General features: G+C 72.2%; 26 protein-coding genes. 16 read left to right on the top strand and 10 right to left on the bottom strand.

Annotated elements, in window-relative coordinates; all coding sequences use genetic code 11:
* The first annotated feature begins 42 nt into the window (after positions 1 to 42).
* The 8 genes from ASG63_RS00850 to ASG63_RS00885 all read left to right on the top strand — a co-directional run bounded on the left by ASG63_RS00850 (position 43) and on the right by ASG63_RS00885 (position 4,255).
* Positions 43 to 498, top strand: a complete 456-nt coding sequence (locus ASG63_RS00850; RefSeq protein ID WP_056211112.1) for a hypothetical protein — start codon at positions 43 to 45, stop codon at positions 496 to 498.
* Positions 499 to 736: 238 nt separating this feature from the next.
* Complete coding sequence (locus ASG63_RS00855) at positions 737 to 1,141, top strand: hypothetical protein (protein WP_056211114.1); 405 nt, start codon at positions 737 to 739, stop codon at positions 1,139 to 1,141.
* A complete protein-coding gene (locus tag ASG63_RS00860) occupies positions 1,138 to 1,539 on the top strand; it encodes a hypothetical protein (RefSeq protein WP_056211116.1) in 402 nt (133 codons plus the stop codon). The genes ASG63_RS00855 and ASG63_RS00860 overlap by 4 nt, the downstream gene beginning before the upstream one ends.
* A gap of 99 nt (positions 1,540 to 1,638) precedes the next feature.
* Complete coding sequence (locus ASG63_RS00865) at positions 1,639 to 1,899, top strand: hypothetical protein (RefSeq protein WP_056211118.1); 261 nt, start codon at positions 1,639 to 1,641, stop codon at positions 1,897 to 1,899.
* A gap of 94 nt (positions 1,900 to 1,993) precedes the next feature.
* Entirely contained in the window at positions 1,994 to 2,509 is a 516-nt protein-coding gene (locus ASG63_RS00870; RefSeq protein ID WP_056211120.1) for a DUF2934 domain-containing protein, read from the top strand.
* Between the two features lie 207 nt (positions 2,510 to 2,716).
* Positions 2,717 to 3,004 carry a hypothetical protein gene (locus ASG63_RS00875; RefSeq protein ID WP_056211122.1) on the top strand — a complete coding sequence of 96 codons (288 nt, stop codon included), beginning with the start codon at positions 2,717 to 2,719 and terminating at the stop codon, positions 3,002 to 3,004.
* Positions 3,005 to 3,112: 108 nt separating this feature from the next.
* The gene (locus ASG63_RS00880) at positions 3,113 to 3,787 is read left to right on the top strand and encodes an HAD family hydrolase (protein WP_056211124.1); all 675 of its coding nucleotides are present in this window, start codon (positions 3,113 to 3,115) and stop codon (positions 3,785 to 3,787) included.
* Between the two features lie 288 nt (positions 3,788 to 4,075).
* Positions 4,076 to 4,255: a hypothetical protein gene (locus ASG63_RS00885; RefSeq protein WP_244472776.1), complete on the top strand. Its 180-nt coding sequence runs from the start codon at positions 4,076 to 4,078 to the stop codon at positions 4,253 to 4,255.
* 111 nt (positions 4,256 to 4,366) lie between these two features.
* Here ASG63_RS00885 and ASG63_RS00890 read toward each other — a convergent pair whose 3' ends face one another.
* The 4 genes from ASG63_RS00890 to ASG63_RS00905 form a co-directional block, all read right to left on the bottom strand.
* Positions 4,367 to 4,630, bottom strand: coding sequence for a hypothetical protein (locus ASG63_RS00890; RefSeq protein WP_244472747.1), 264 nt, complete (start codon positions 4,628 to 4,630; stop codon positions 4,367 to 4,369).
* A 62-nt stretch (positions 4,631 to 4,692) separates the two neighbouring features.
* The gene (locus ASG63_RS00895; protein WP_056211128.1) at positions 4,693 to 4,998 is read right to left on the bottom strand and encodes a hypothetical protein; all 306 of its coding nucleotides are present in this window, start codon (positions 4,996 to 4,998) and stop codon (positions 4,693 to 4,695) included.
* Complete coding sequence (locus ASG63_RS00900) at positions 4,995 to 5,459, bottom strand: hypothetical protein (protein WP_200957515.1); 465 nt, start codon at positions 5,457 to 5,459, stop codon at positions 4,995 to 4,997. Before ASG63_RS00900 ends, ASG63_RS00895 begins: the two co-directional genes overlap by 4 nt.
* Positions 5,460 to 5,571: 112 nt before the next feature.
* Positions 5,572 to 6,075, bottom strand: a complete 504-nt coding sequence (locus ASG63_RS00905; RefSeq protein WP_244479776.1) for a peptide deformylase — start codon at positions 6,073 to 6,075, stop codon at positions 5,572 to 5,574.
* Between the two features lie 118 nt (positions 6,076 to 6,193).
* Here ASG63_RS00905 and ASG63_RS00910 point away from each other — a divergent pair, with 118 nt between their 5' ends.
* A complete protein-coding gene (locus ASG63_RS00910) occupies positions 6,194 to 6,382 on the top strand; it encodes a hypothetical protein (protein ID WP_056211132.1) in 189 nt (62 codons plus the stop codon).
* Between the two features lie 3 nt (positions 6,383 to 6,385).
* Here ASG63_RS00910 and ASG63_RS00915 read toward each other — a convergent pair whose 3' ends face one another.
* Positions 6,386 to 10,717, bottom strand: coding sequence for a translocation/assembly module TamB domain-containing protein (locus ASG63_RS00915; RefSeq protein ID WP_056211135.1), 4,332 nt, complete (start codon positions 10,715 to 10,717; stop codon positions 6,386 to 6,388).
* Positions 10,717 to 12,693 (bottom strand): autotransporter assembly complex protein TamA, encoded by a 1,977-nt coding sequence (locus ASG63_RS00920; RefSeq protein WP_056211136.1) that lies wholly within the window; start codon positions 12,691 to 12,693, stop codon positions 10,717 to 10,719. Before ASG63_RS00920 ends, ASG63_RS00915 begins: the two co-directional genes overlap by 1 nt.
* A gap of 551 nt (positions 12,694 to 13,244) precedes the next feature.
* On the opposite strand from ASG63_RS00920, the gene ASG63_RS00925 reads away from it, so the two are divergent.
* Together ASG63_RS00925 and ASG63_RS00930 are read left to right on the top strand one after the other, a co-directional pair.
* Positions 13,245 to 13,454 (top strand): cold-shock protein, encoded by a 210-nt coding sequence (locus tag ASG63_RS00925; protein ID WP_055952791.1) that lies wholly within the window; start codon positions 13,245 to 13,247, stop codon positions 13,452 to 13,454.
* Between the two features lie 243 nt (positions 13,455 to 13,697).
* A complete protein-coding gene (locus tag ASG63_RS00930) occupies positions 13,698 to 14,072 on the top strand; it encodes a DUF6481 family protein (RefSeq protein ID WP_056211138.1) in 375 nt (124 codons plus the stop codon).
* Between the two features lie 201 nt (positions 14,073 to 14,273).
* On the opposite strand, the gene ASG63_RS00935 is transcribed toward ASG63_RS00930, so the two are convergent.
* Entirely contained in the window at positions 14,274 to 14,531 is a 258-nt protein-coding gene (locus ASG63_RS00935; RefSeq protein ID WP_056211140.1) for a hypothetical protein, read from the bottom strand.
* A 115-nt stretch (positions 14,532 to 14,646) separates the two neighbouring features.
* Positions 14,647 to 16,773, bottom strand: a complete 2,127-nt coding sequence (locus ASG63_RS00940; protein WP_056211142.1) for a TonB-dependent receptor — start codon at positions 16,771 to 16,773, stop codon at positions 14,647 to 14,649.
* Positions 16,774 to 17,006: 233 nt separating this feature from the next.
* Between ASG63_RS00940 and ASG63_RS00945 the strand changes: the two genes are divergently transcribed.
* The 4 genes from ASG63_RS00945 to ASG63_RS00960 all read left to right on the top strand — a co-directional run bounded on the left by ASG63_RS00945 (position 17,007) and on the right by ASG63_RS00960 (position 21,968).
* Positions 17,007 to 17,273 (top strand): ferredoxin, encoded by a 267-nt coding sequence (locus ASG63_RS00945; RefSeq protein WP_056211143.1) that lies wholly within the window; start codon positions 17,007 to 17,009, stop codon positions 17,271 to 17,273.
* The gene (locus ASG63_RS00950; RefSeq protein WP_056211145.1) at positions 17,270 to 18,577 is read left to right on the top strand and encodes an NAD(P)/FAD-dependent oxidoreductase; all 1,308 of its coding nucleotides are present in this window, start codon (positions 17,270 to 17,272) and stop codon (positions 18,575 to 18,577) included. The genes ASG63_RS00945 and ASG63_RS00950 overlap by 4 nt, the downstream gene beginning before the upstream one ends.
* Positions 18,574 to 19,818 (top strand): cytochrome P450, encoded by a 1,245-nt coding sequence (locus ASG63_RS00955; protein WP_056211147.1) that lies wholly within the window; start codon positions 18,574 to 18,576, stop codon positions 19,816 to 19,818. Before ASG63_RS00950 ends, ASG63_RS00955 begins: the two co-directional genes overlap by 4 nt.
* Positions 19,819 to 19,973: 155 nt before the next feature.
* Positions 19,974 to 21,968, top strand: coding sequence for a methyl-accepting chemotaxis protein (locus ASG63_RS00960; protein ID WP_082559125.1), 1,995 nt, complete (start codon positions 19,974 to 19,976; stop codon positions 21,966 to 21,968).
* A gap of 62 nt (positions 21,969 to 22,030) precedes the next feature.
* Here the strand turns inward: ASG63_RS00960 and ASG63_RS00965 are convergent, their stop codons facing one another.
* Positions 22,031 to 23,668 (bottom strand): multicopper oxidase family protein, encoded by a 1,638-nt coding sequence (locus ASG63_RS00965; protein ID WP_056211149.1) that lies wholly within the window; start codon positions 23,666 to 23,668, stop codon positions 22,031 to 22,033.
* Between the two features lie 466 nt (positions 23,669 to 24,134).
* On the bottom strand, positions 24,135 to 25,103 hold the full coding sequence (locus ASG63_RS00970) for a DUF2778 domain-containing protein (protein WP_056211449.1): 969 nt from the start codon (positions 25,101 to 25,103) through the stop codon (positions 24,135 to 24,137).
* 566 nt (positions 25,104 to 25,669) lie between these two features.
* Here ASG63_RS00970 and ASG63_RS00975 point away from each other — a divergent pair.
* Positions 25,670 to 26,266: an AprI/Inh family metalloprotease inhibitor gene (locus ASG63_RS00975; protein WP_056211151.1), complete on the top strand. Its 597-nt coding sequence runs from the start codon at positions 25,670 to 25,672 to the stop codon at positions 26,264 to 26,266.
* Positions 26,267 to 26,299 lie beyond the last annotated feature (33 nt).

The raw sequence follows: 26,299 nt of genomic DNA on the forward strand, positions 1-26,299 counted from the left end.
GCAGCGCTCGACAACCGCCGGGCCGCTCTTAGGTAGAAGGGCATGCGCGTGATTCGTCCCACCCTGGCCGCGACCCTCGGCCTCCTCGCCCTCGCCGGACCCGCCGCGGCGGATTCCTGCGGAGACCTCATCGACCGGGTGGTGGCCGAGACCCAGGCCACCCTGGTCAAGCGGACGGCGGACTTCGCGGAATTCAGCGCCCCCGACGGGATCGGGATGACGCTGGCCTGCGGCGAGCTCTCGGCCACCGGCGTCCAGTTCCGGGGCACGCCGCTCCCCGCTGGCTACTTCGATCTGTTCGGACGGGCGGGCCACGCCGTCACGGGCCTCGCGTCCGAGGACTTGGCGCAGGCGGCCCGGACGGCCCGCACCGCCGCCGCCACGACGCGGCACAGCAACGTCGATGCCGGGAAAGTCCTCGTGACCTGCTCCCTCTCCGGATCGCGCGAAGCGCCCGTCACCGCCTGCGCGGTGATCGAGCGCGACGAGCGCCGCTGAGCCTCGTTCAGGACCTCATGGCGAGGACCATGTAGCCGGAATACAGGAGGGCTGCGGCCAGCAGGAGGTAGACGTTCGGTTCCATGGCGTCCTGTTAGGCCGCCCGGGCGCCGTGGGTCGAGCGGACGCGCTGCCGCTGCGGCATCTGGTTCGCTTCAGACATCGTTAACCCTGTTCAGCCGAACGATGGCGGCCGGCATGGCCGATCCCCACGCCGTCGAATCGCACCGAGGAGCCGATGCCCCGTTCCCGTTCCGCAGCCCTGGCGATCGCGGGTAGCCTGACCGCCCTCGCGCCTGCTATCGGGGTCCTGACGGGCGGCCCGGCCCTCGCTGAGGAACCGCTGTTCATCCGCATCCGCCCCGGCGGCGAGGCGAGCGTCGGCTCCGGTGGGTCCGGCGCCTTCGACGACGCCGCGGCCCAGGCGGCGCGGGCCCGCAGCGAGGCGGTCTGGCAGCGGGCCGAAGCCCGGTCCCGCATCGCCATCGCCTCGGTCTGCACCGGCTGCCTCGCGGCCGTGCCGCCCTCCTCGGTGCCGGTCGCCGCACCGCCCGCCCGCGCCGATGCGGGCGGCCTTACGCCCCTCGCGGCCGATTCGCCGGCCGTTCCCCCTCCGCCCCTCGCACAGGCAGATGCCCCATGACGCAGGCTCACCCGACCAGCGGCGCCGTTCCCGATCCGGATTGCCCGGTCTCCCTCGAACTCCTCGGCCAGGTCTACCGGGCGGACGAGGAGGACCTGCCGGAGATCCTGGAGGCGATGTCCACGACGACGCGCGCGCGCCTCGCCGTCTACCTCTACGGCAAGAGCCACATGCACCAGCTCGGCCTGCGGGTCGCGCGGGCCTGCGAGCGCGAGGATCTCGTGCGCGTCGCCGACGAGATCGGTTCGGTGGTCTACGGCCAGTCCCGCCTGAAGCCGGCGCGCCCGGCGACGCCGAGCCCGGCCGCCGCCCCGCCGAAGAAGATCAGCCTCGGCGGATCGGGCACCAAGAAGATCAGCCTCGGCGGCTCCGGCGCGAAGAACCGCCTGTTCGACTGAGCGAACGGGTCCCCAGCCCGGATACCGGGCGCGGGACCCTATCGGTAAGGCCGAGCCGCCAAGCCGGCTCGGCGCGACCTATCTTGAGAGTGGATGTTGATGTTCGGTTCGTGGTGGAAGCTCGGCATGGACGCGACCCTGCTCGCGATGGAATCGCAGCAGGTCATCGCCCTGCGCCTCGCCAAGCTGGCGACGGGCGGTGCCGCGGCCCAGGCCGAGGCCCAGCACATGGTCACCGAGAAGATCATGGCCGCCCAGGAGGCCGCCCTGCTGATCGCCACCGGCGGCTCCACCGCCGGGGTCGTGGCCGGCTACCGGCGGAAGGTCCGCGCCAACGCCCGACGCCTGTCCCAGGGCTGAGCACCCGCCGCCATGCCGGGGCGGTTAACGCCCGCTTAACCATCCGGTTTCATCCTCGCCCGGGACGTCGGAACCGATCGGACGAGGAGACAGCATGAACCCCTTCGAGCAGCAGGTGCGCGAACGCGCCTATTACATCTGGGAAGACGAGGGCCGCGTGTTCGGCCAGGCGGAGGCGCACTGGCTGCGCGCCGAGATCGAGCTCCTGACCCCGTCGCGGATGGGCATCGAGGTGATCCAGGCCGCCACCGCGGACGTCACCCTCTCGGCCAGCCCGGCCGCCGTCCTCGCCGAGACCCTCAAGGCCAAGCCGAGCCGCAGCCGCAGCGCCGGCGCCAAGGTCGAGACGAAGGCGAAGGCCGCCGCCGACACGAAGGCCACCAAGCCGGTGGCCGCGAAGGCGCCCGCTGCCAAGACCGCCCCTGCCAAGACCGCCCCTGCCAAGACCGCCCCTGTCAAGACCGCCGCTGCCAAGACGCCCGCCGCCGAGAAGGCCACTGTCGCCAAGGCGGCCGTGGCCAAGGCTGCCGTGGCCAAGGCTGCGGTGACTAAGACGCCCCGGGCTTCCGCCCGCGGCCGCGTGGTCGAGAGCGTCGCCACCGTTCACTGAGACGCGCGGGCCGGAGCCTTCCGGCCCCGCCCCCGGACGAATCAGAGCCCGCTTCACCGGACCGGTGGGGCGGGCTTTTCGCTGGCCGCGGAGGCAGCCTCCACGCGAGGGACGCCGGAACGAAGGAAAACCTTGACCGTTGTCAGGCCAGATCCAGAGACGTGGCCGCGGCCCTGAGGGCCGTGCGCTTTCCCAGGCGAGGCTTCCATGAAGACGACGATCGCGACCCTTCTGGCCCTCGGCATGGCCGGCCTGCCGCTCGCCGCCCTGGCGGGACCCGGCGGCCTGCGCGGCGGCCCCGCGCTCCTCGACGTCGACACCACCGGCGGCGTTGGCGGACGGGCGCCCTGGAGCAAGCCCTACGAGTATGATTCCGGCGGCGACAATGATCGCCGTCCGGAGCTGCCCTATTACCAGCAGGGCCGCGGCCAGCAGACCGGCGGTCCGGCCCGCAACCTCCTGCCCGACGACGGCCTGCACATCTTTCCCCGCTGAGCCCGCCGAATGAATCCGGCCATTCCGGCGGAACGGCCGGGAGAGCCATCCGTTCGCCCTGGGAGCCCCGGCCTGTCCGCCGGCGTGCAACCGGTTCGGGATGACGCGATGACCAAGACCGTACGGGCGGTGATCTTCGATATCGACGGAACCCTGCTCGACAGCGTCGACCTCCATGCCCAGGCCTGGGTGGACGCCTTCGCGCATTTCGGCGTCACGGTCAGCCACGACCAGGCCCGGAGCCAGATCGGCAAGGGCGGCGACCAGTTGCTGCCGGTCTTCCTCGACCCGGAGCAGGTGGAGCGCGAGGGCAAGACGATCGAGGCCTACCGTTCGGACCTGTTCAAGCGCGACTATCTCTCGAAGGTGAAGCCCTTCCCCGGCGTCCGGGCCCTGTTCGAGCACCTGAAGGCCCAGGACCTGACCCTCGCCCTGGCCTCCTCCGGCAAGGCGAAGGAGGTGGATCACTACCAGACCCTGATGGGGGTCGAGGACCTCACCGACGTGGTGGTCAGTTCCGACGACGTCGAACGCTCGAAGCCCTTCCCCGACATCTTCGAGGCCGCCCTGACAAAGCTTGCCCCGATCACGGCGGCGCAGGCCGTGGTGATCGGCGACACGCCCTACGACGCCGAGGCGGCGGGGAAGGCCGGCCTTCCGACCATCGGAGTTCTCTGCGGCGGTTTTCCGGAAGCCGACCTGAGCGCGTCCGGCTGCATCGCCCTCTACAAGGATCCGCAGGACCTTCTCGACGCCTACGCCGCCTCGCCGCTGGCTCGGTGATCCGGCGACCGGGATCCCGGCGCAGGGGTTTCGGTCCGGGCCTGTCGATTCGGACGGGCCCGGTGGCAAACCGGCCACGCGACGCGTGGGATCTGCACCGATCCACACATTTCCCGCGTAATCCCGCTTTGTTCCGTGGCGCAGGGCAGGATTGCGTGCCGGCTATGGATAGATGGCAAAAAACCCTGGCGCCGGGTCCTTCGATGGCGTAGCGAGCCGCCCGTGATCGCGCCTGATCACGCCACGGATCCGCGGACCATGCCCCAGCCGGCCCAGACGAACCTGAAAATGCACCCGGCCAGCGAGCCTGTTCCCCTTCGGGCGCTCATCGACGCGGCGGTCGAGGACCGCACCACGCCGATCAGCCGGCTGCTTCGCCTGATGGCCGCCCTCGACGCGGACACCAACGACAACGAGAACCTTCGGCACGTCCTCCGGGCCCGGATCGGCGCGCCCCTCAGCGTCTGATCGCACCGCCTTCGCGTTTGTCGGGGATCAGCGGAAACCGGTGATCCCGAAGAGACGAACGACACGGCCGGAATCGGGAGTCTGCCAGGTTCAGGATGAACCCGCCGGATTCTACGAGGCGCGCGCCCGCTCCCGGCGGCGAGGCCCCGGCTGGGCGCGCTTCATGCAGGCGAAGTAGAGCTGACGGCCGATCGCGTAGAGGCCGAGCCCCTTCGGGTCGGGCGTCGAGAACACCCGGTCGCGGGCCTCCGTGCGGCAGGCCGCGTCCTGCGGACTCTGGATCGGCGTGGATTCCCCCTGCGCCGAAGCCGCGTGAGCCATGGCCACCGAGGCGATGGCCGAGAGCGTCAATGCGAGCGCCGGCCCACGCCACATCCCTGTTGTCTGCATCCTGTTCCCCCTGCTGTCGTGGTGGTGACGTCGTTTCGGCGTGCCCGTCAGGGCATCACCCAGGCGCAATCGGCCTCGTTCGCCACGGTAAGGCACTCGAACGGGGCCCCGCCGACCATGGCGCGGTGCTCCGCGGCGCCGATGCGCGCACGCGCGATCCGTCGGCAATCCGGATGCTGCGGCAGGACCGCCTCTGCGGCAGCCCGGTCGCCGCTGGCCATCAGGACCCGCAACGCGACCAGGGTTTTGCAGGCGATGACGTCGGTGGGTTCGACCGGCTGGGCGCGGGCGGCGATGCCGGCGGCGAGGCCGAGGAGGAGGGCCAGGGGGAGGGCGCGCAACGGTCGGGTCATCGGCGGCTCTTCTCCGGTGCGGCGGGTTTGTCGGACGTCCTGTCGGCGGCCTTGTCGGACGTCTTGTCGGACGCCTTGGATTTCTCGCCCGCGCGAGGCTTCGCCACGGCCTCGGTGGGCTTGACCGTGCCGGCGACGACCCAATGGCAGACGCTCGTGGTGCGCAGGGTCAGGCAATCGTAGGCGCTGCCGTTCAGGGTCAGGTGCTCGGCGATGCCCGCCACCGCATCGCGCGCAACCACCTGGCAGCCGAGGTGGTCGGCCTTGTCGTCGGTGAGGCGCGCGACGGCGGTGGCCACCACGTCCTTGCTCTCGCGCAGGAGCAGCCGCAGGTTCGCCAGGGACGCGCATCCGATCGCCGGAACCGGTGCGGGGGCCGGCGCAGCCGGGGCCTCCCGGATGGTCGCCTGCGCCGTGCCGGCGACCGCCAGGGCGAGCAGGAGAGGTCGGATCGAACGCATCGGGAAATTCTCGGCAGAGACGAACGTGATCGGCGGCCGGCCTCTCGGGAGGAGGGCGGGCCGCCAAGCCATAACGCGCTCGCGGCCATTCCGCCGCATGGCGGCCGCGCTTTCAGGAGCCTGACCGGCGCAGCTTGGCGAAGCGCCTGATCGCCCGGTCCCGTCGCAGGCGGGAGAGGCGCTCGATCCAGAAGATCCCGTCGAGCTGGTCGATCTCGTGCTGGAGGCAGGCCGCCCGGAATCCCTCGGCGTCCTCTTCGTGCTCGGCGCCCTCGAGGTCGCGGTAGCGAACCCGGATCCGCACGGCTCGGTCGACCACGTCCGTCACCCCCGGCATCGAGACGCTGCCCTCCTGCTGCGGTCCGCGCTCGGGGGAGGCCCAAACGATCTCCGGGTTCACGTAGGCGGTCACCGGCTCGCCGGGCTCCATCCGCAGCAGCACCAGGCGCTGGCCCTGCCCGATATGCGGCAGGGTGAGCCCGAGGGCGGAGACCGCCAGCATCACCGCCTCGAGGTCACGGGCGGATTCGCGCAGGGCGTCATCGAACCGGGCGACCGAAGCCGCCACGAGGCGGAGGCGGGGATCGGGATAGATCAGCAGGGAGGAGGCGGACACGAGGGTCATTCCGGAGTGGGATGGGGGACGTCACGGTTGCGCGAGGGCGACCCGGACGCGGGTTCCTGGCCCGCGGCTTGCGGCGTTCGATGGATGACAAGCTCGACCCGGAGACGGAATGGCACAGCAACGCACCGAGACCCCATCGCCCAAGGGGGCCCACCGATTCCTGAGGCTGCGCGAGTCCGGCGAGGTCATCCTCGTCGCCCTCACCACGATCCTCGGCCTGCTCTGGGCGATCGTCCTGGTCACGCATTTCCACGAACCGCTCAGCGGCATCGGCCAGTCCCTCTGGCTCACGCGCTGAGCGTCAGTATTCCCACTCGGCCCCGACGCCCACCGCGGTGCGGCCGTCGCTGCCGGCCTCGCCCTGGATCTTGATGCGCCGGGTCACGTCGTAATCCACCGTCGCCGCCGTGTCGGCGGGCTTGGCGCCCGCCTTCACGCCGACGCTGAGGCGGTCGCTGAGATAGCGCGAGGCGCCCAGCGCCGGTCCGCCGCTGGCGCCGGTGGAGACGTCGAGGCTGTCGAGCCCGAGGCCCTTGCGGGCCTGCTCGAAGACGTCGACGCCGCCGGCCCCGCCGGAGAACTGGGCCACGGCCTGCGCGAGCTGCAGGGCCTGGAACGGCGACAGGCCCCCCGAGGCCTTCTTGAACAGCAGGCGCGAGAGCACCTCGTCCTGCGGCAGGCTCGGGTCCGAGGTGAGGAGGAAGCTCGGCTGGTTGGCCGGACCCGTCACGGCGATCCGTGCCGTGACCTCGGCGGCCTTGGTCTCGGCGACGAAGTCGAGATCCGGCGTGGCGATCTCGCCGCCGAAGGTCAGGCGCCCGCGGGTGAAGTCGAGGCGCTGGCCGACCACGCTGAGGCGGCCGCGCCGCATCTCGAAATCGCCGGTGGCGACGGGATCCCGCGAGGAGCCGGTGATCCGGAGGGCGCCGCCCAATTCGGCATCGATGCCGCGACCGCGCACGAAGATGCGGTTGGGGGCGTTCACGGCGACGTCGAGGGTGGCGTCGAAGGGCGGGGCGACCTTGCCCCGCTTGCCCAGGGCCGCGACCTTGGCGCGGCGGTCGGCCCGGGCGGCGAGCCGGGCGCGCACCTCCGGGGGCGTGTTCACGCGACGGATCTCGGGCAGGGGCTGCACCGTGGCGGGCAGGCGGTCCGGCACCGAGACGTCGACGGAGACGAGGTCGATCCGGCCCGCCACCTTCGGGGTTCGGGCCAGTGGCCCCGTGAGCGCGAGGTTGAGGCTCGCCACGGCCGTCATCAGCGGGCTGGAGACGAGCTCCGCCCGCTCGGCCGAGACCCGGAGCGAGCCCGGGAAGCCGGCGGCGGGATCGAGCGCCACCCGGCCGTCGCCGCGCAGGCTTCCGCCGTTGCGGGTCAGCGTCGTCAGGCGCTCCACCACCAGGGTGTCGCCCCGGCCGGTGACCCGTCCCTCGATGTTGGTCAGGCGAATGCCCTGGAGCGGATCGGTGAAGGAACCGCCCGTCAGGGTGGCGCTGCCCTCGGCGCGGGGGGCCGCGAGGGTGCCGGTCACGCCGGCATCGAGGGCGATGCGCCCGGCGACGCGCTGGCCGCCGACGCTGAGGAGGCTGTTGGCGAGCGCCGCGTCGAGGGTGCCGCGCAGCTTCACCGCCAGCGCCTCGCCGGGGGCCACCGGCAGGGAGCCGGTCACCGTCAGCTCGGCGCCGCGCCCGGCGGAGACCCGTCCGTCGATCCCGGCGCGTCCGTCGCTCACCGTGCCGCTCGCCCGGGCGTCGATGGGCGGAAGGCCGGCCTTGCGGGTCTCGGGCGTGACGAGGCGGGCGACCGTCAGGGCGTAGCGGCCCTCGGGCCGGTTGGCGGAGCCGCGCAGGTCCGCCTCGCCGTCGAGGGTTCCGGAGAGGGCGAGGTTGGGCGCGGCGATCCGCGCCAGGGCGAGGGGCAGGCTGCGGATGCCGAGCTTGAGGTCGAGGGCCTCGCCGACCCGGCCCGACAGGCTGAGGCGGCCGCTACCGGCGGACACCACGAGGTTGTCGATCACGGCCGAGCCTCCGTCGAGGGTCACGCTCGCGGGGCCGGCCAGGGCGAAGCGGTCCCCACCCCGCGCGGCGGAAAAGCGCGACAGGTCGATGCGGGTGCTCTCGCCCGGCACGAGACGGGCGGCGCCGTCGAGGTCGAAGCCCCGGGCCTTGGCCGTCAGGGTGATGTCGCTGGCGCTCGGCGAGCCCACGGCGACGAGACGCACGGTGTCGAGGCTCTGCCCGGAGGCGAGGAGGCGGTCGGCGTTCACCCGCCCGTCGACGATGGGCCGGCCGAGCAGGTCCCGCCCGGTGAGGTCGGCGTCAAGGCGCGACAGGGCGAATTCGCCGAAGCGCAGGGACGCCCCGTTCGCCCGGATGCCGGCGTCCTGGCGCCCACCCGCGCGGGACAGGGTGACGGCGGCCTCGACGTTGCCCGCCATCGGTGTCAGCGCGAGGGGCGCGAGGTCGTCGAGATTCCCGGCCTTGAGGGCCAGCGCCCCCTCGGTGAGGAAGGTGCGGGCGTCGAGGGCGGCGTGCCCGTCGAGGGTGACCGAGCCGAGGCCGAAGGCGAGGCGGTCGAGGACCCAGGCGTCGGGGGCGGGCCGGGCGACGTGGGCGTCCCCGCGCAGGGCCTTTCCGCCCACCGCGCCGGACAGGCGCAGGGTGCCGTCGAGGGCGCCGGTGACGTCCGTCAGCGCCGTCTCGACCCGGAGGTCGCGTAAGGGGCGACCGAGGGCGCGCGCGTCGTCGGCGGTGAGCGTGGCGGTGAGGTCGGGCTTCTCCAGGGTGCCGGTGAGGCGCCCGTCGAGGAGCGCGCGGCCCGACAGCTTCGGGTCGAGGGTCGACAGGTCCTTCAGGTCGACCAGCAGCTTGGCGTCGGCGAGGCGCGCGGTGGCGCGGCCCTCCAGGCGCCCGACGATCTCGGCGCCCTCGAGGCGGGCGCTCTCGAAGGCGTAGCCGTCATAGACCTGAGACAGGCGGCCGCTGAAGCGCGGCGACGGGCCGAGGGTCCGGTCGAGGGCCGGCAGGGACAGGACCAGGCCCGAGGTGCGCAGGTCCAGATCGGCGTTCACCGCCTTGCGGGCCGGGTCGCCGCTCAGCGCCGCCCGCGCCGTCAGGGTGCCGGCGAGCGGCCGCCCGGCCACCTCCGAGAAGGCCGCGAGGTCGGACAGCGCCGCATCGAGCGTGCCCGCGAGGGTGTTCTGCCCGATCCGGCCCACATAGGCGGCCCGGGCCGTCGGGCCGTCGAGCTTGAATTCGGCGACGTCGACGACGCCGTCGGGCTGCAGCGTGCCCCGGAAGCTCAGCCCGGCCCGCGATCCGATGGCCCGGCGAAGGGCCGGATCGGCGAGGCGCAGGCCGTCCACCTTGGCGTCGGCGGCCAGCGCGAAGCGGGCGGCGGCGGGATCGGCGCCGGCCGGCGCCATAGACAGGGTGGCGTCGACCCGCTCCAGGGCCGAGCCGCCGGCGCGCAGGCCCGCGGCCTTCAGCGTGCCGTTGACGACGGGCCGCGCGATCGGCCCCTTCAGGCTGCCATCGAAGACCAGGGTGTCGAGTTCGGCATCCGCCGCCTTGGTGACGCCGCCCTCGGTGGGCAGGGCGCGGGCGGAGACGAGGAAGTCGGCGATCCGGTCGGCGGTGAGGGTACCCCGGGCCTCGAGCCGGGCCGTGCGCGAGGTCAGCTCCAGCCGGTCGATGCCGAAGGCCCCGCTGTCGGAAAAGCGCAGGCCGCCGTCGAGCTTGGTCGTGCCCGAGAAAATCGCCGCCGCCGGGCCGGGCAGCAGGCCCTCGATCCGCGAGGCGAGGTCGAGGGCGAGCCGGCGCTCGGCCCCGATGCGGGAGATGCGGGCGGTGCCGCGGGCCCCGAGGTCCGGCCCGGCATCGAAGTCGAGGCGGGCGTTCCAGGCGTCGAGCGTGCCGCGCCCGTCGAGGTCGAGGTTGATCGGGGGCGCGCCGGGGAGGTTGGCGGCCTTGGAGAGAAGCCCGCCGGCGGGCTCCACCAGGGTGGTCTTCAGCTCCAGGGTCTCGCCCTTCGGCACGAACAGCAGGCGGGCGCCGAAGCGCCCCTCGGCGTCGAGGCGGCGCACCGCCACATCGAGGTCGAGCCCCTCGGCCGGCGCGCCGAGCTTGGCCCGGCCCTCGGCCGTCAGGCGGGCCGGCTGCCCGGCGAGGGCCTCGCCGAGAACGAGTTCGGCCAGCTTGAAGGTCTTCACCTCGACCTTCACCGGCAGGTCGGGCAGCAGCGATCCGTCGGGCTCCGGCGTCGCCGAGACCGGGGCGGGGAGGGGGCGGCGCAGCACTTCGAGGCGCCCGACCTCCAGGCTGTCCACCTCCAGGCGGCCGGAGAGCAGGGCGAGGCGGCGCCAGACCAGGCGCGCCCGGTCGAGCTTCAGCCAGACGCCGTTGGCGTCGCTGATCGCCACGTCGCGGATGGTGGCGTCCGACGAGAGGGCGCCGTCCACGGCCCCGATGGCGACCCGCGAACCCGGCGTCGACAGGGCCTTCGAGAGGAGGCCGCCGAGCACGGTCTTCTCGCCCTCGTCGGCGTAGGTCAGGGTGGCCGGCGTCGCGGCGAAGACGGAGAGGCACAGGGTGGCGGCGGCGACCTGCGCGCGCGGACGCTTCCAGAATCCCATCAGAAGGACTGCCCCAGGCTGATGTACAGGGCCACCGGGCGCTCGTGGTTGCCCTTGATGCGGTCCATCGGGAAGGCGAGGTCGACCCGGATCGGGCCGATGCCGGTGTAGTAGCGCAGGCCGAGGCCGACCGCGTAGCGGATGCGCTCGTCGAAATCGGGCAGGCTGCCGGCGAAGGCGGTGCCGGCGTCGATGAAGGGCACGACGCCGATGGTGTCGGTCACCTTGATGCGTGCCTCCACCGAGGCCTCGAGCAGGCTACGTCCGCCGATGGGCAGGTTGAAGGGTCCGCGCGGGCCGAGCGTCCGGTAGGGGAAGCCGCGCACGGAACCGCCGCCGCCGGCGAAGAACCGGATGTTGGCCGGGATGTCCTCGAGGTTCGCCCCCGAGATCGAGCCGAAGCCGATGCGGCCGGCCAGGATGTAGCGGCCCTCGTCGTCGAAGGCGTAGTAGGTCGAGCCCTGCGCCTTGGCGACGAAGATCGACGGATCGGAGCCGAGGAAGCCCGCATAGGGCGTCGCCGAGGCGGTGAGGCGCACGCCCTCGGTCGGATCCAGCAGGTTGTCGGTGGAATCGTAGCTCACGGAGAGCGGCACGCCGACGAGGCGGTAATCGACCTTGCCGAGGGCGTCCTGCGAGCGCCCGGCCTGTCCGTCGAGGCCGACCTGGGCGAAGAAGGTGTCGGAGAAGCGGTGGCGCAGGGCGACGGTGCCGCCCGCCGCGTCGCTGACGTAGGATTGCTGTGCCTCGCGGCCCACGAAGACGTTGGCGATGAAGTCGTTCCGGGTGCCCCAGAGAGCCGGCTTGACGAAGGTGGCCGAGAGCCGCCCGCCGAGGCCGTTCGAGTCGATGCCGGCGGCCTTGCGCTGCTTGGCGTAGAGGTCGTTGCCGAGATAGTAGATGTCGGCATCGACCCGGAAGGTCTCGCCGCCGCCGAACAGGTTGCGGTTGGCGTAGTAGGCCCGGATGCCGGGCCCATCGACGGTGGAGTAGCGGGCCGCGACGCCGATCAGGTTCTTCTCGCGCTCGGTGACGTCGACGAAGATCGGCAGGTTGCCGGACGGATCGAGGGTCTCGCCCTCGCGCACCCGGATCGAGCCCAGCCCCTCGACCTTGGCGACCGAGCGTCGGATGTCCGACACGGCCTTGGGCGAGTAGGGATCGCCCGGCTCGGCGTAGATGAACGAGCGCACCACCGCCGGGTCGATGTCCTGCGTGCCGCGCACCGCGACCTCGCCGAGGCCGGCGATCGGCCCGGGATCGACGGTGTAGGTCACGTCCATGACGTGGGCGGCGTCGTCCACCACGGGGTCGCGGGCGACCGCCTTGGCGAAGGGATGGCCCAGGGCCCGGAAGCGATCGACGATCTTGGCCTCGCGGGCCAGCACGGTGGCCGAGCGGGCCGGCACGTCGTTCCCGACCCGGGTGAAGCGCTCCGGCAGGACCTCCTCGGGAAACGGGTTGCCCCGGGGGTCGCGAGCCCGGATCGACCGCAGGGTGTAGAGCGGACCGGGATCGACCACGACCTTGACCGGCACGAGGGCGCGGGAGCGCGACGCTTCGGCCGCGCGGGCAGCCGCCACCACGGTGGACTCGCCGGCCAGCGCGACGCCGTCGATGCGGATCGCGACGGTACCCTGGTAGTAGCCGTAGCCCGAGAGCACGTCGGCGAGGCGGCGCTGGTCGGCCTCCGCCCGGCGCACCAGGCCCTCTCCGTCCGGCGGCGCCTCCTGGCGCAGGCGATAGAGCGTCGAGGTGTCCTGCAGCGCGCGCAGGACGTCGTCGTCATCGATGCCCGAGATCTTCACCGTGTAGGGCAGGGCGCCCGCGCTCGGGACCGGCGGTTCCTCCTCGGAGCCGAACAGGCCGAACAGGTCGAAAGCCCGGGCCGGCCCCACGGCGAGCCCGGCCCCGGCCGAACCGAGGACGAGCGGCCAGGCGAAGCAGGCGAGCCTCCAGACCGACCCGCGACGCATCCGCCCCCGAATCCGCGTCACGAATGGCCGTTCCGGTGAGCCCGGTGCGCCTGCGCTCCCGGCTTTCGTCGCTGCGTCGCAGGCCTCGCCATCCCATCCCCTTCCGGGCCGCGGCCCCGCTGCCGGTCCCGCATCCCGGCCCTGTCCCAGGGCCCTTCGGACCCACATATGTTGACCGCCAGCCTACCGGTCCGGCGGCGGTGCAGCAACCGCGGTGCACCGCTCTACCCCCAGCCGCGGGGGTGGTTGCGCGGTTCGCCGCAGGCCCGGCTCCGCCTCGGCTTTCCGCCATCGGCCAGGGAACCCGGCTTTGGCTGGCGCCTTGTCCCTGCGTCGCAGGCTTCCTACTTTTGTCCCCATCGCTCCATGGCCGGCTCATTCCGGGTAGCTCACCCGCCCTTTTCCCAGGACTGCTCGCCAGTCCTGCACGCGGGTGCCGCTGCGATCGCACATCCCATCCGACGACCCTGCGCCTCGGGTGCCCGCGCGATTGCGACGCGGGCACCGGGCAGCCGATGGCAGGCAAGACAACGCTTCAGGAGAACAGCACCATGAGCACGGGCACCGTGAAATGGTTCAATGAGACCAAGGGTTACGGCTTTATCCAGCCGGATGACGGCGGCAAGGACGTGTTCGTTCACATCTCCGCCGTGGAGCGCGCCGGGATGCGCAACCTGATCGAGGGTCAGAAGGTCTCCTACGAGATCGAGAACGACCGCCGCACCGGCAAGCAGTCGGCCGGCAACCTCCAGGCGGCCTGATCGCCGCCGGCCGGTCCGGGTCGCCCGATGCGGGCGGCCCGAGACCGGCTCGAATGCTGCGGCATCGTTTCAACAACCTGTCAGAAGCCGCTTTTCAATGAGCGGGTTCTGTTGATTCCCGGCAGGCGGTCGGGCATTGGGCTGTTGCGGTGCAAGATCAGCGTATACCCCAGTTTTTCCACGGCCCCATGCCGCGCGTGCTCCACGCCGGATGCGGGCGACACACCACATGAGAAAGGTCAGATGGGCGCCTTCGACTACAGGAACTTCGACGATCGCCGTAAGAACTCCGTCAGCGCCAAGCAGATGCTGCTGGAAAAATTCAAGGCCCGTCCTCCGGCTGATGATCCGGAGATGATCGCCAAGGCGCAGGCCCGCGCCGAGGTCGCCCGCGCCCGCGAAGAGCGCGCCCGCGAGCGCGAGGCGGCCCGGATCGCCGCCGAGAAGGCCGCGGCGGAAGCCAAGCGGGCCCGCGAGGAGGCGGAACTCGCCGCGCAGATCGCCCGCGAAGAAGCCGAGGCTCTGGCCGCCGCCGAGGCGAAGGCCGCCGAGCTCGTCGCCAAGAAGGCGGCCCGCGATGCCCGCTACGCGGCGCGCAAGGCCAAGGCCCGCCGCTGAGCCAAGGCCTGACGCGAGGCGTCAAGACCCGTCGCGAGGGGTCAAGGCCCGCCGCAAGGCGTATGAGCGCGCCGCCGAGCCCCTGAGCGCACCTCTTCGGCGGCGCCCGGAACGGGACGGACGCGAACCGGACAGCGAAAAGGGCCGACGCGGCGCGTCGGCCCTTTTCGTGTTGGACGATCGGGCGAACCGCGTTCGTCCTCAGCTCTCGGAGCGCGTCTCGGACTCGGCGTCCTCGCCCTCGGCGGTCTCCTGGCCCTCGGTCTGGGCCTCGGCCGGCTCCGCCGTCTCCTCTTCGGGACGCGGGCCTGCCTTGAAGGTGCGGCGCGGCGCGTTCCCGCGCTTCATCTGGACCGGCTTCTCGATCGCGCCCAGGCGCTCGGACAGGAGCTTCGCGCGCTCGTTGAAATCATTGGTCGATCGCGACTGCGACGCACCGCTCTTGAACGCATTTGCCACTTGGGCCTCATGGGGTTGCCCAGGGCACGGGGTCGTGCGGGGTTGGCTCCGTGTAGCACGGTTGGGCCCCCGCGTCGGCTTTTATTGTCACGGCGCGACGCGGAAGCGCCGCGGCTCAGAAGCGTGCCGTCAGGAAGAGGCGGACATTGCGGCCCGGCAGCAGGATCTCGTCCTTCTTGAACGAGGCCGAGTTGCGGATGTCGTCGTCGAGGAGGTTGCGCCCCTGCAGCCCGAGGGTGACTTCGCTCGCGCCGTAGAGCGCCGGATCGACGGCCTTGGTGTAGCTCACCTCGGCGCGCAGGTCGTTCCAGCCGGGCGTGACCGTCTCGAACGGCGCGATCTCCACGTGGTCGAAGGCGTGCAGCAGGTTCACCCGGGCGAACCAGCCCTCGGTCGCCAGGAACACGCCGCCGCCCAGGCGATGGGGTGGAATGCGTGGCACGTAGGAGCCGTCGTCGAACTGCGCCCGGACGAAGTCGTACTGCGCCTCGAGGCCGGCCCAGCCGTTGCCCACCGGGATCAGGTCGAGCTGCGCGGCGATCTCCGCACCGTAGAAGGTGGCGTTCTGCTGCGCGTAGACGATCTGCCGAAGTTCGTCCCCGCTGCCGCAGGAGGCGAAGTCGTCGCCGCAGCGGTTACCCGTGTCGCGCTTGTAGATGAAGCCGGTGTAGCGGGTGTAGTAGCCCGTCGCGTCGAGGCGCAGCGGCCCCTGCGCCCGGCGGAGACTCATCTCCACGGTGCGGGCACGCTCGAGCTTCAGGCGGGGATCGCCGATCTCGAAGGTCTCGGTCGCGTCGTGCGGTCCCTGCGAGAACAGCTCGTAGGCCGTGGGCGCCCGCTCCACGTAGGAGCCGTTCACGCTGGCCACGAAGCCGTAGGGCAGGTCCTGCAGGGCGCCGAAGCTGGCGCTCTTGGGCGCGAAGCGTCGCTTGAGGCCGAACGCCAGGGGATCCTGCCCCTCGACCGGCAGGTAGTCGCTCGGGAACTGCACCGCCGTGCTCGCCGAGCGCGTGCCCTCGATGCGCCCGGCCGCCTGGAAGCGCAGGCCGTGGCCCACGTCGAGCTGCTCGAAGAGGTAGACCGCGTTCGAGCGCGACTCCGTCGCCGGCAGGAAGCTCTCCCCCTGCGTGTTGAGCACCCGGCGTCCGCTCTGCACGCCAAGGGCGCCCGTCAGCGTCCCCAGGGCGGTGAAGACCGGCACGTGCTGGGCCTCGATGCGCCCCTCGACCTCCCGGCTCTTGAAGGTGGCCTGGATGCCGTCGATCCCGGTCTCGCCGATGCCGCGCTCGTCGTGCCGGTAGACCGAGCCGCCGGCCCAGAACCGGATCACCTCCAGGGGGCCGTCCAGCGGGCGGTACTCGCCCCGGGCGACGACCCGATCCTGGCGCGGGTCGAGACGGGTCCGGCTCTCGGCCGCCTCCCCGCCGGGGATCTGGTAGAGCGCGTCGTAGTGGCTGAAGGAGATGCCCACGAAGCCGCGATCGCCGATGGCCGAGATGCCGACGGAGCCGCCCTGTGATTCGGTGGCCGAGTTGCGCTGGATCCCGCCCGGAATGGCGTAGCTGTCCGTGGCGCTGCGGAAGCCGTCGGCATGGACCGCGATACCGTCCTTGCCGGCATCCACCGTCGCGGCGCCGAGCCGCCCGTTGTCGACGCTGGAGAATCCGGTCGTGACCTGACCGGACACCCCGTTCGCCGGGATGAAGGTCGGGACCCGGTTGTTCTCGGCCGAGACGACGCCGCCGATCGCCCCGGAGCCGTAGCGGAGGGTCGCCGGCCCGCGGATCACCTCGATCCGGTCGCTGACGAGAGGGTTCACCGGAACGGTGTGGTCCTCGCCGAGGTCCGACACGCCGTTGTTGATGACGCCGTTTTCCTGGATGCGCACCCGGGCGTTGTCGAGGCCACGGATGATGGGCCGGCTGGCGGCGCCGGGCGCGTAGGTCGAGGAGGAGATGCCGGGGCGGTCGAACAGGGCGTCCCCGAGGGTGCGCGGCTGCTCGCGGGCGATCTGCTGCTGCGTCACCGCGGTGACGGGCGAGTAGGTGCTGGTCACCACCGGGAGCACGCCCACCGGGAACGACGCGCCGGCGTCGCCCGCGGCGCCGCCCGCTCCGCGGACGGGCTGGATCGGGCTCGGCGAGGTGACGCTGAGTTCGTCCAGGGTCGCCTGGGCCTGCTGCGCCGCGCCGGCATTCGCCCCGAGGCCGGCCCCCGCCAGGGCCGCGCCGGCCCACACCATCCGCGATCGACGCACCCGCTCACCCCATCACTCAACGTTATAATGTTTCATGATGGGGATGTTATTGTATGACAAGTGCCTGACGGGGCGCGGACCCTCTTCCCGCTCCCCTGTGGCCGGGGCGCATCACCGGCGGCCGGTCCCGGGGCGGCGTCCGTCCGCGCGCCGGGCCGCGTCCCCGTGGCACGTGGTGCGTCGCGGAACCGTGAGCGGGTCGGGTAGATTGCGCAAGCATGTCCGACTTGAACCACCACGACCGGCCAAGCGCCGACGGGCGCCGGGCCGCCGGGGGCCTGCGGGTCACCGTCGACCTGAACCTCTGCCAGGCCTACGCCCAGTGCTGCTACGCGGCCCCCCACCACTTCGTCCTGAAGGGCCGCGAGGCCCTCCACTACGACCCGGCCCCCTCGGCCGCCGCCCGCGACGACATCGAGCGCGCGCGGATCGCCTGTCCGGTGCAGGCCATCCGCGTCGAGGATGCCGGGGCCGACCCGCGATGAGCGACGCCGAGACGCGGATCGTGGTGGTCGGGGCCTCCCTGGCCGGCCTGCGCGGCGCCGAGAGCCTGCGGCAGGCGGGCTTCCGCGGCCCCCTGACCATCATCGGGGCCGAGCCGCACCGCCCCTACGACCGGCCGCCGCTCTCGAAGGCGGTGCTCACCGGGGAGGTCGCGGCCGACGCCACGACGCTGCCGAACCTCGTGGCGCTCGAGGCCGACTGGCGCTTCGGAGACCCAGCCACCGGCCTCGACCGCACCCGGCGGACCGTGACGCTGGCGAGCGGCGAGGCGGTGCCCTACGACCGGCTGCTCATCGCCACCGGGGCCTCCGCGCGTGGCTGGCCGAACGCCGCGGAAGCAGGGCTCGCGGGCGTGCATACCCTGCGGGGCCGCGACGAGGCCGAGGCCCTGCGGCGCGACCTCGCCGCCGGCCCGGCCCACGTGGTCATCATCGGCGGCGGCTTCATCGGCTGCGAGGTGGCGGCCTCGTGCCAGGCCCTCGGTCTGACCGTCACCCTGGTGGAGACCGGCCCGACCCTGCTCGCCAAGGTGCTCGGGCAGCATCTCGGCTCCGCGGTGGAGGCCCTGCATGCCAGCCTCGGCACCACCATCCGCAGCGGCGTGAAGGTGGCGGCCCTGGAGGATGACGGCACCGGCCGCGTGGCGCGGGTCCGCCTCGCCGACGGCACGATCCTCCCGGCCGACGTGGTGGTGGTGGCCCTCGGCGCCGTGCGCAACACGGGCTGGCTCGCCGGCTCGGGCCTCGCCTGCGACGACGGCGGGATCGACTGCGACGCGCAGGGCTACGTCCTCGACGAATCCGAACGGCCCGACACCCGGATCGCGGCGGCCGGCGACGTCGCGCGGTTTCCCCATCCGCTCTATCCGGGCCACCGCATCGCCCTGGAGCACTGGGGCCACGCCGTCGCGCAGGGCCGGCATGCCGGCCGGCTCCTGGCCGGCCTCGCGCCGGAGCCCTACGCCGAGGTGCCGGCCTTCTGGTCGAGCCAGGGCGGAATCACCCTCAAGTCGGTGGGCCTGACCACGGGCGCCGACGGCTTCGTCGTCGCCCGGGGCAGCCTCAAGGAGGGCCGGTTCGTGGCGGTCTACGGCCGGGAGGGCCGCTGCATCGCCGCCGTGGCCTTCGACTGCGCCCGCTGGCTCCCAACCTATGCCGAGCACATCGCCGCGGGGGCGCCGTTCCCGCCCGAGACCGGCGGCGTCGATGCCGGCCCGTTCGCGGTGCTACCGCCGGCCTTCCCCGAACCCGCCGAGCCCACATCTTCCGAGAAGGACGCGGCATGAGCGACCACACCCTGTTCGCGCAGATCAAGGACGAGGCCGCCCGGCCGGACCCGTACCCGCTCTTCGCCCGCCTGCGGGAATGCCCGGTCTCGCGCCAGGCGGACGGCACCTACGTGGCCGCCTCCCACGCGGCGATCGCGAGCCTGCTGCACGACCCGCGGGTCAGCTCCGAGACCCTGCCGCCGGCCGACCGGCCCAAGACCGGCAACCCGCTCAAGGACTGGCTGGTGAAGCCGGTGCGCGACCACATCACCGACACCCACCGGCCCTTCATCTTCCGCGATCCGCCGGACCACGACGCCCTGCGCGCCGCCGTGATGCAGCAGTTCACGCCGGAGCGGGTCCAGGCCCTGCGGGCGCGCTCCCACGTCCTCGTGGACGAGATCCTCGACAGGCTCGGGGACGCGACGGCCATCGATATCGTCGACGACCTCGCCTATCCGCTCCCCGTGACGGTGATCTGCGAACTCCTGGGCATCCCGCCGGCGGACGAGGCGCAGTTCCACGGCTGGGCGACGCAGCTCGCCACCGCCCTCGAACCGGACACCCTGCAGGACGACGAGCTGCGCGCCGAGAACAGCCGCACCTTCGATGCCATCTCCGAATACATGCAGGGCCTGATCGCGCAGAAGCGCAAGGAGCCGCAGGACGACATGCTGTCGGGTCTGGCCACCGCGCGCGCCGACGGCCACGGGCGCATGAGCGACTTCGACCTCATCGCCACCGCGATCCTGATGCTGGTGGCCGGCCACGAGACCACGGTGAACCTCATCACCAACGGCATGCTGACCCTGCTCCGCCACCCGGAGGAGCTGCGGCGCCTGCGCGAGGACCCGTCCCGCGCCCCCCGCGTCGTGGAGGAGCTGCTGCGCTACGAGCCCCCGGTCCAGTTCCGCACCCGCAAGACCCTGTGCCCGATCACGCAGAACGGCGTCACCATCCCGGAGGGGGCCCCCCTCGTCCTGCTGCTCGCCTCCGGCAACCGGGACCCCGAGGTCTATGCCGAGCCCGACCGCTTCGATCCCGACCGGGCCGACAACCGCCATCTCGGCTTCGGGGGCAGCCTGCACTACTGCGTCGGCGCGCCGCTCGCCCGCTTCGAGGTCGAGGCCGCCCTGGTGGCCCTCGCCCGCCGCCTGAAGAACCCGCGCCTGACCGTCGACCCCCCGCCCTACCGGCCGGGCTCGGCCCTGCGCGGCCCGAAGCACCTGCGCCTCGCCATCGACGGCATCGCTCCGTAGGGTCCGGCCGCGCGGGACCATCCCGAAGGTCAGGCGGACCCCGCAAGCAATGCACCTTGCTCAGAGAGACTTCTATACTGCTCTTTTAACGGAATATTGTTGGATCTAGCCTATTAAAGGTCTCGCGACGTAATCCTACTCAGCGAGACACTGCAATGAAGTTCGGTATTCGGACCCGCCTGTATGCCGGCTTCGGCACGCTGATGCTCCTCATCGCCGGCCTGGGCATCGCATCGCATTACCAGTTCGCCGAACTGTCCGGCCAGTACGAGAACCGCAACCGGATCGAGACGAACACCCGCGACATCTACACGATCACGGGCCTGACCGACCGGCTCATCGCCCAATCCTTCGCATACAGCGCCACGGCCAAGCCGGAGACCCTGGTCGACCTCGATCAGACCCGCCGGAGCATCGTCGAGATCGGCGACCGGGTGACGCGGAACACGGCCTCGGACGAGCGTCGGAAGGTCTACGCCCAATTGCCCGACGGGGGCCGGGACCTAGAGCAGGACGTCGTCCGCCTGGGAGCCAGCGGCGCCGCCCTGGCCGAGGCCCGCACCCGCCTGTTCGACGAGGGCAACGGCCTCACCCGCCTGAACCAGGCCATCCTCCAGGAGATCCGGGCCAACGGCAGCGTGGCGCACCTCATCCAGGCCCAGACCTACGACAGCGCGGTCCTGCTGACGCGGATGTCCGCCTGGCGCTTCCTGACGACCCTGGACCCCAAGGGTCCGACGATCTTCGCGGACTACGCCCAGACGGCCGTGGCCGCCGGCAAGGCGCTGCGGGCCCTCGATCCCGACCCGGCGTCCGCCGCGGCGATCACCCGCGGCGAGGCTGCGTTCGCCAGCTATATCGGCGCCTTCCAGGAGGCCGCCAAGGCCATGGAGGACAGCCGCCGCGATTTCGACGGCATCAAGACGAAGGTCGCCGCCATCGCGGCCGCCGGGGTCCAATCCCGCGCCGTCACCGAGGGGCGGATGAAGGCCGTCGCCGCGACCACCGAAGCGACCGTCGCCTTCGGCGAGCGCCTGCAGCAGGGCCTGATCGCCCTGGCGCTGATCCTGGGCGGCGGCATGGCCGTCCTGATCGCCCGCAGCCTGATCCGCCCGATCGCCGGGATGACCGAGGCCATGACCCGTCTGGCCGCCGGGGAAACGGCGGTCGTCGTGCCGTCGCAGGACGCCACGGACGAGATGAGCGCGATGGCCAAGGCCGTCGACGTCTTCCGCCGGAACGCCATCGCCCGCATCGAACTCGAGGCCCAGCAGGTCTCGGAGCGCTCCGCCCGTCAGCGCCGCGCCGACCGCGTCGACGAGTTGGTCAAGGGGTTCGAACGGACGATCGGCGCCGCCGTGGGGGTCGTCACCGCGGCCTCCACCGAACTCGACGCCACCGCCCGCTCCATGACGGGCGTGGCCGACGCGACGAGTCATCAGGCCCAGGCCTCCAGTGCGGCCGCCGAGCAGACCTCCGCGAACGTGCAGACGGTCGCCTCGGCGGCCGAGGAGATGGTGGCCTCCCTGCGCGAGATCGAGCGTCAGGTGAAGCAGTCGAACACGGTCGCGGCCGCGGCGACGCGGGAGGCCCAGGCGACCGACGTGGCCATGGCCAGCCTGTCGGCCGCCGCCGAGCAGATCGGCGAAGCCGTGACGATGATCTCCAGCATCGCGGGCCAGACCAACCTACTGGCCCTGAACGCCACCATCGAGGCGGCGCGGGCCGGGGAGGCCGGACGCGGCTTCGCCGTCGTCGCCACGGAGGTCAAGGAACTGGCCGGCCAGACGGCGCGCGCCACGAACGAGATCGGCGGACACATCGCGGCGATCCAGCAGGCCACCGCCCAGGCCGTCACCGCGATCCGCCAGATCGGCCAGACCATCGGGTCGGTCAACAGCATCACGGAAACGATCGCCGCGACCGTGATCGAGCAGACGGCGGCAACCGGAGAAATCTCGCGCAACGCCATCGAGGCCGCCCACGGGACGGAGGACGTCTCGGCGAACGTGGCCCGGGTGCTGGCCTCGGCCGGCGAGACCGGCAGCGCCGCCCAGCAGGTGATGATGGCGGCCGGGGAACTCTCGACCCAGGCCGTGGCCGTCCAGCGCGAGGTCGAGACCTTCCTCGACGCCATCCGGGCTGCCTGACCTCGGCCCGGCGCCGGCTGCGCGACGGTCCGTCCCGCAGCCGCGCCGGCATCCGGCCTGGCTCAGGCCCGGACGTCGAGCGTTCCCATCATGCCGAGATCCTCGTGTTCGAGGATGTGGCAGTGGTACATGCGCGGCCCCGCCATGTCCTGGCGCAGGCGGATGCGGACCGTCTCGCCGGCCGCCACGTTGACGGTGTCCTTCCAGGACCGGAATTCCGGCGTCCGGACCGCGCCGCCCTTCGCGATGTCCACGATCTGGAACTGGGTCCCGTGGACGTGGAACGGATGGTCCATGTCCGACTCGTTGACGATGCTCCAGGATTCGACCTGGCCGACCTTCGAGACCTCGTCGATGCGGCCCAGGTCGAAGCTCCGGCCGTTGATCAGGAATCGCATCGCCATGCCGCCGGACGGCGCGGCCGATGCGGGTCCGGGCGGCGCCGTCGCGCCCCGGTCCATGCCCGCCATGCCGTCCATACCCGCCATGCCTCCCTTGCCCGCCATGCCTCCCATGCCCGCCATGCCTCCCATGCCCGCCATGCCCTTCGAGCCATCCCGGCCGCTGCCCTGCGTCATGGCTTCCGTGAAGACGAAGCGCCGGGAGACGACCGGCTCGCCGAGCGGTGCGATCCGGTTCAGGACCGGCGGCAGGGGCGGGGAGGCGGCGGCCGGCTGGCCCGACACCCGGGCCGTCAGCAGGACGAGGCCGGCCTCCTTCGGCTCACCCGGCCCCATCCAGCCCCGCGCATAGGGGCGCGTCGTCAGCCGGGCCTCCCCGGGCCGGTCGAAGGTGACGATGAGTTCCACGCGCTCGCCCGGCGTGATCAGCACGGCGTCGACCGGAACCGGCGTCTCCACCAAGCCGCCATCGGTGCCGACGAGGAGCATGCGCGCGCCCTCGAAGCCGAGGCGCAGGAACCGGGCATTCGTCGCGTTGACGAGGCGGATGCGGCGCTTCTCCCCCGGCGCTACGGACAGGACCGGGTTCTTCTGCCCGTTGACCAGCACATGGTCGCCGACGCGTCCGTTCATGGCGTCGGCCATGGTGCTCCGGGGCATCGTTCCATCGGCGGCGATCCGCAGATCGGTGAGCATCAGGACGGTGTCGCCGTAGGCGGCCGGAATGGGATCGACCTTCGGCTTGACGAGGAACAGGCCCGCCAGGTCGCGATAGACCTGCTCGGCGGTGAAGCCGTGCGGGTGCGGGTGAAACCAGTAGGTCGCCGCGCTGCCCTCGGGGAGATCGAAGGCGTAGACGCGCTCGTCCCCCGGCGCGACCGGGTTCATCGGGTTGCCGTCCTGATCGGACGGGACCGGCATCCCGTGCCAGTGAATCGTGGAGGGCTGTCCCGGAACGCCGTTCCGGAACCGGATCGCGATCCGGTCGCCCTCCGTCGCCTCGATCACGGGCTGGACGCCGTTATAGAGCAGCACCGGCGTCTCGAGACCCTCCGCGTAGCGCACGACGCCCGGGCCGGCCGTGATCGTCGCGCTGAAGCGGCCGGGAACGGTGGACTGGTTCGGCAGGCGCGGCAGGTCGCGCAGCGGTTGCCCCTGGGGCAGGACGGGCGCCGCCGGCGTCGGGGCGGCAAGTGCACCCTGGCCCGCCATCGTGCCCATGTCGTGCTGCATCTGCGCCGACGCGGGCCGGGACCCGATGAACCCGGCGAGACCCGCCACGAATGTACGCCGCCGCATCCTCCGCCTCTCACCGGTTCATTCGACTAATCCATCAATCGCCTTATCAGGAATTTATCGGCCAACACCATCCCGAAAGCAGCGTTTGTTGTATATTTGACAGTATTGATACGACAGTATTGCGCAAGTCTTCGTCATGGTGTCGTTGCGCGCACGGCGACGCCCCTTCGCAGGCGGAACGCCGCGGCGACGCGCAGACGACCCGCCGAGCGTCGTCGGCGTGTCGTACCGATCCCGAACACCGACGAGACCCTGGACCCCATCGGGGGCGGGCGCGCCTGCCGACGCGCGAAGACGCGCGAACAGCACGGGAAACGCGCCGAATGCGGATGAGTCCTGGGACAGATCTTTCCACGCGGTCTCAGCCGGGACCGCGACGCACGGCCTCCGCGAAGGGATCTCGACGGCGCCGATGCGCCCGACAAGATCCCGGACCGCGGCCCCGTGACGAGTGGCCGTGAGGCCCCTAGCCGCCCGCGACCACGACGAGGCGCTGGACCTCGCCGCGCAGGTACGCCTGCAGGAACTTGTCGTAGTCGCGGAACGAGACGCAGCCGTTCGAAGCGCCGCTCGCACCCAGCATGTAGGTGTGGGCGAGGAGGCCGACCCGGCCGTGGATGGCCTCCGGGCCTCCGACGGGGGTGAGACGCAGGGCGCGGACGCCGTGGAACGGCTGCTCGCGCTCGCGGATGTCGTAGGTGCCGAGGGGGGTCGGCCCCCTCATCCGCACATGCGTGTGGCCGGGATTGTCCATGCTCTCGCCCAGCCCCGAATGCGCCTCGAGCTTCTCCCCGTTCGGGAGGGTCACGACCTTCGCGCGAATATCGTAGACCGCGACGCCGCCGGTCGGGCTGGTCGGCACGGCGCTGAGGGCGCGCCGGAAGACGTCGTCGACGGGTTTGGTCTCGAGGGCCGCGTAGGCGAGCCGCGGCGGCTCGGAACTCTCGACGCCGAAGAGCTTCTCGATGAAGGAGCGGGTGTCCTCCGGGGGCGGCGCCGCGCTGGCGGTCCGGGCGGGCGCCGCGCGGGTCGACCGTGCGGAGAGGCGCCCGGCGCGAAATTCCGGGGGCCGCGGCACCGGCAGCGGCACCCACCGCGCCACGAGGGGCGGCTGGGCCGTGGCCGGCTCCGCCATAGCCGTGGGCGCGGTCTCGGGCGCGGCCTCGGGGGTTGCTGTCGTGGCTTCGGCGACGCTCGCGGGCGCCGGGACTTCGGGTGCCACGGGCGCCGAGTCGGCGGACGTCGCGGCGGCGGAGTCGGCAGACCTGTCGGCACCGACCGGGGCCGCTGCCGGCGGGTCCACCGGCGTGACGGCGGCGAGGGTCGGGATCGCGGCCGGCGGACGGGACCAGGCGACGAAACCCGCGATACCGCCGCCGAGGAGGAGGGCCGCGAGGCCGAGGCCTCGGGCGGCGCGACCGGGTCGGGTCGACATGGAACGCTCGGCAGCTTCCGCCATGGTCGGCTCCATCTCCTGCATGGGCCGGCGCACGTGCCGGGCCTTCGGTCCGGCCCCAGGGCGCGGATGACGGGCGCGCGACTTGCGTCGTCCGTCAGGGGCCATCCGACCCGGTCGACTCGGCGTTTCTGAGGCGGGATTGTGCCGAAACTGGACACATGCTTGTATCCGGCGCGCCTTTATTCGCGGAATCTGTCGAACCTCCGTCGCAAGACTGCCGATCCTGTGTCGCCACACTTTCGTCCGGAATGCGATACCGAGCGCGATTCGTCGATCCTCACGCCGGGGTCGGATCCCGCTCGGCCCCTCGTCCTGGCGGAACGCCGGCGGATGCCCGCGCGGCAGGCCGGCGCGACGGAGCCGGGGGTCGGCCCCATCCCCTGAGGCACGAACGCCACACCCGCCGCGAAAGATCGAGCGGTCCCGGCAAATCCCTTACCGCCCGCGCCCGGCGCCTTGCCGCCAGCGCAATTGCCGGTGACGCAGGCCGAAACGAGGAGCCCCCGGGCTCCCCACCCGCACCTGCTCGGAACATGACATCGATGCCGCGTTCGCTTCTGTCGACAGCCGCCGTCCTCGCGCTCGCCGCCAGCCTCGGCGCCTGTGCCTCCCAGCGCCTCGAGGGTCCCACGCGCGGCCGGATCGCCCCCGGCCCCCAGGCGGCCCTGGAGCCGGTCGTCCCCGCCATGCCGTCCGGCCCGGTCACCTCGGAGCCGCTGGCCCCGCCGCCGGGCGCCACCGCCGCCCCGGCGGACCTGCCGCCCCCGGTGGGCGCCACCGTGGCCGTCGCCCCCTCGACCCCGGTGATCGCCCCGGAGGCGCCCCCCGTCGCCCCGGCTCCGCCGCCGGTCGTGGCGGGCGGCCGCTCGTCCGTCGTCGGCACCTGGAATGCCAAGGACGCCACCGGCGCGAGCTGCAAGGTCTCCCTGTCGAGCGCTCCGGCCCTGGACCTCTACAAGGCCAGCGCCTCCGGCTGCCCGAACAAGGACCTCTCCAAGGTCACCGCCTGGGATTACCGCGACGGCGAGGTCTACCTCTACCAGCCCGGCGGCACCGTCGCGGCCCGGCTGCGTCAGGGTGGCGGGGCCCTCGACGGCGCGCTGTCGAAATCCGGCGCGTCGCTGGCGATGGTGCGCTGATACCCGCGCGACCTCGACACGTCCCTCTCGGTA

The organism is Methylobacterium sp. Leaf94 (assembly GCF_001426045.1).
In the GTDB taxonomy this organism is placed as follows: domain Bacteria; phylum Pseudomonadota; class Alphaproteobacteria; order Rhizobiales; family Beijerinckiaceae; genus Methylobacterium.

Bases quoted from the DNA above. Each gene is read 5' to 3' on its own strand.
- ASG63_RS00875 (WP_056211122.1), top strand. From the start codon at position 2,717: ATGAAGACGACGATCGCGACCCTTCTGGCCCTCGGCATGGCCGGCCTG.
- ASG63_RS00945 (WP_056211143.1), top strand. From the start codon at position 17,007: ATGTCCGACTTGAACCACCACGACCGGCCAAGCGCCGACGGGCGCCGG.
- ASG63_RS00920 (WP_056211136.1), bottom strand. From the start codon at position 12,693: ATGCGTCGCGGGTCGGTCTGGAGGCTCGCCTGCTTCGCCTGGCCGCTC.
- ASG63_RS00925 (WP_055952791.1), top strand. From the start codon at position 13,245: ATGAGCACGGGCACCGTGAAATGGTTCAATGAGACCAAGGGTTACGGC.
- ASG63_RS00870 (WP_056211120.1), top strand. From the start codon at position 1,994: ATGAACCCCTTCGAGCAGCAGGTGCGCGAACGCGCCTATTACATCTGG.
- ASG63_RS00885 (WP_244472776.1), top strand. From the start codon at position 4,076: ATGCACCCGGCCAGCGAGCCTGTTCCCCTTCGGGCGCTCATCGACGCG.
- ASG63_RS00975 (WP_056211151.1), top strand. From the start codon at position 25,670: ATGCCGCGTTCGCTTCTGTCGACAGCCGCCGTCCTCGCGCTCGCCGCC.
- ASG63_RS00930 (WP_056211138.1), top strand. From the start codon at position 13,698: ATGGGCGCCTTCGACTACAGGAACTTCGACGATCGCCGTAAGAACTCC.
- ASG63_RS00970 (WP_056211449.1), bottom strand. From the start codon at position 25,103: ATGTCGACCCGACCCGGTCGCGCCGCCCGAGGCCTCGGCCTCGCGGCC.
- ASG63_RS00960 (WP_082559125.1), top strand. From the start codon at position 19,974: ATGAAGTTCGGTATTCGGACCCGCCTGTATGCCGGCTTCGGCACGCTG.
- ASG63_RS00895 (WP_056211128.1), bottom strand. From the start codon at position 4,998: ATGACCCGACCGTTGCGCGCCCTCCCCCTGGCCCTCCTCCTCGGCCTC.
- ASG63_RS00850 (WP_056211112.1), top strand. From the start codon at position 43: ATGCGCGTGATTCGTCCCACCCTGGCCGCGACCCTCGGCCTCCTCGCC.
- ASG63_RS00955 (WP_056211147.1), top strand. From the start codon at position 18,574: ATGAGCGACCACACCCTGTTCGCGCAGATCAAGGACGAGGCCGCCCGG.
- ASG63_RS00880 (WP_056211124.1), top strand. From the start codon at position 3,113: ATGACCAAGACCGTACGGGCGGTGATCTTCGATATCGACGGAACCCTG.
- ASG63_RS00910 (WP_056211132.1), top strand. From the start codon at position 6,194: ATGGCACAGCAACGCACCGAGACCCCATCGCCCAAGGGGGCCCACCGA.
- ASG63_RS00965 (WP_056211149.1), bottom strand. From the start codon at position 23,668: ATGCGGCGGCGTACATTCGTGGCGGGTCTCGCCGGGTTCATCGGGTCC.
- ASG63_RS00860 (WP_056211116.1), top strand. From the start codon at position 1,138: ATGACGCAGGCTCACCCGACCAGCGGCGCCGTTCCCGATCCGGATTGC.
- ASG63_RS00915 (WP_056211135.1), bottom strand. From the start codon at position 10,717: ATGGGATTCTGGAAGCGTCCGCGCGCGCAGGTCGCCGCCGCCACCCTG.
- ASG63_RS00890 (WP_244472747.1), bottom strand. From the start codon at position 4,630: ATGTGGCGTGGGCCGGCGCTCGCATTGACGCTCTCGGCCATCGCCTCG.
- ASG63_RS00865 (WP_056211118.1), top strand. From the start codon at position 1,639: ATGTTCGGTTCGTGGTGGAAGCTCGGCATGGACGCGACCCTGCTCGCG.
- ASG63_RS00940 (WP_056211142.1), bottom strand. From the start codon at position 16,773: ATGGTGTGGGCCGGCGCGGCCCTGGCGGGGGCCGGCCTCGGGGCGAAT.
- ASG63_RS00900 (WP_200957515.1), bottom strand. From the start codon at position 5,459: ATGCGTTCGATCCGACCTCTCCTGCTCGCCCTGGCGGTCGCCGGCACG.
- ASG63_RS00855 (WP_056211114.1), top strand. From the start codon at position 737: ATGCCCCGTTCCCGTTCCGCAGCCCTGGCGATCGCGGGTAGCCTGACC.
- ASG63_RS00950 (WP_056211145.1), top strand. From the start codon at position 17,270: ATGAGCGACGCCGAGACGCGGATCGTGGTGGTCGGGGCCTCCCTGGCC.